Origin of the sequence: Pseudomonas sp. EGD-AK9, assembly GCF_000465935.2 — a bacterium.
Classification (GTDB): Bacteria; Pseudomonadota; Gammaproteobacteria; order Pseudomonadales; family Pseudomonadaceae; genus Aquipseudomonas.
In genome coordinates this window covers 1-1,415 of record NZ_AVOF01000548.1, presented here as the reverse complement: position 1 = coordinate 1,415, position 1,415 = coordinate 1, and the positions used below count along the sequence as shown (strand labels likewise).

Here is a 1,415-nt window from a genome sequence, read left to right as displayed (position 1 = left end):
CGGATCAGCTGTTCGGCCTGGAGCTGGCGCCGGAGAGCCTGCCCGAGGACGTCGCCAGCGCGGCCGAACGGCTCTGGGCCGAGCAGCCGCGCGCCGCCCTCGGCCTGCTCTACCGCGCCCTGCTCAGCCGCCTGCTGCACGAACACCGGCTGCCGCTGAAACAGGCGCACACCGAGGGCGAGGTGCTGCAACTGGTCGAGACCCTGCAGCAGCAGGAGCTGTTCGCCTACAGCCGCCAGCTCACCGGCCACTGGCAGGCCCTGGCCTACGGTCATCGCCTGCCGCCCGAGGCGCTGCGCCAGGGCCTGTGCCAGGGCTGGCGCGAGCTGTTCGGCCAGGAGCGCCCGACATGACGCGGCGCGCGGGCTTCATCCTGAGCATGGCCCTGCTGCTGGGCCTGGGCCTGCTCGCCAGCTACCTGCTGGGCAAGCTCGAAGCCTACGAAGACGAAGTCGAGCACGGCCCGGCCCCCGAGGTCGCCAGCAGCCCCTATCTCGCCGCCGAACACTTCCTGCGCCGGCAGGGCATCGCCACGCGCCGCGCCGACGGCCTGGAAGTGCTCGCCGGCCTGCCCAGCCAAGGCCAGACCCTGATGCTGCTGGCCGATCGCGGCAACATGACCCCGCGCCAAGTCGAGCGCCTGCTGCAGTGGACGGCGGGCGGTGGCCATCTGCTGTTCGTCGCCGAACGCCTGTGGGACGAGGAGGAAGGCAAGAGCGGCGACCTGCTGCTCGACCTGCTCGGCATCCAGCAGTACATGAGCGAGGAGCTGGACGAAGAGGAAGCGGCCGCGGACGACGAGGAGACTGGCGACGGCGAGCCCTACCCGCAGCTGACCAAGCTCTACCTGGAAAACGAGCAGGCGCCGGCCTATATCGCCTTCGACACCGCCTTCCACCTCTATGACGCGCAGAATCGCGCCCACGCCTGGGCCAACAGCGATGCCGCCACCCACCTGCTGCAGCTGTATCACGGCGACGGCCTGATCACCGTGCTCAGCGATCCGTGGATCTGGCAGAACCGCAACATCGACCAGTACGACCACGCCTGGCTGCTCTGGTACCTCGGCCAGGACAGCGCGGTGACCCTGCTCTACCGCGCCGAGCGCGACGACCTGGCCCGCCTGCTGCTGCGCCACTTCCCGCTGGCGCTGGTGCTGCTGGCGCTGCTGCTCAGTGCCGCGCTGTGGCACCTCGGCATGCGCCACGGCCCGCTGCTCGCCCCCGCCAGCCGCGCCCGCCGCCAGTTGGAGGAGCACCTGCGTGCCAGCGCCGACTTCCTCCTCCGCCGCAGCGGCCAGCAGGCCCTGCTGCAGGGTCTGCAACAGGACATCAAGCGCCGTGCGCGGCGCCGTCATCCCGGCTTCGACAAACTCGGCGTGGCCGAACAGTGGCAGGCGCTCGGTCCGCTGACCC

At 70.9% G+C, this 1,415-nt stretch carries 2 protein-coding genes; both read left to right on the top strand.

Annotation, left to right across the window (positions count from 1 at the left end):
- Positions 1-353, top strand: a 353-nt coding sequence (locus tag N878_RS20385) for a DUF4129 domain-containing protein (protein ID WP_031303613.1), incomplete at its 5' end; no start/stop codon positions are given.
- Positions 350-1,415, top strand: a 1,066-nt coding sequence (locus N878_RS20380; RefSeq protein ID WP_021445388.1) for a DUF4350 domain-containing protein, incomplete at its 3' end; no start/stop codon positions are given. The genes N878_RS20385 and N878_RS20380, both read left to right, overlap by 4 nt.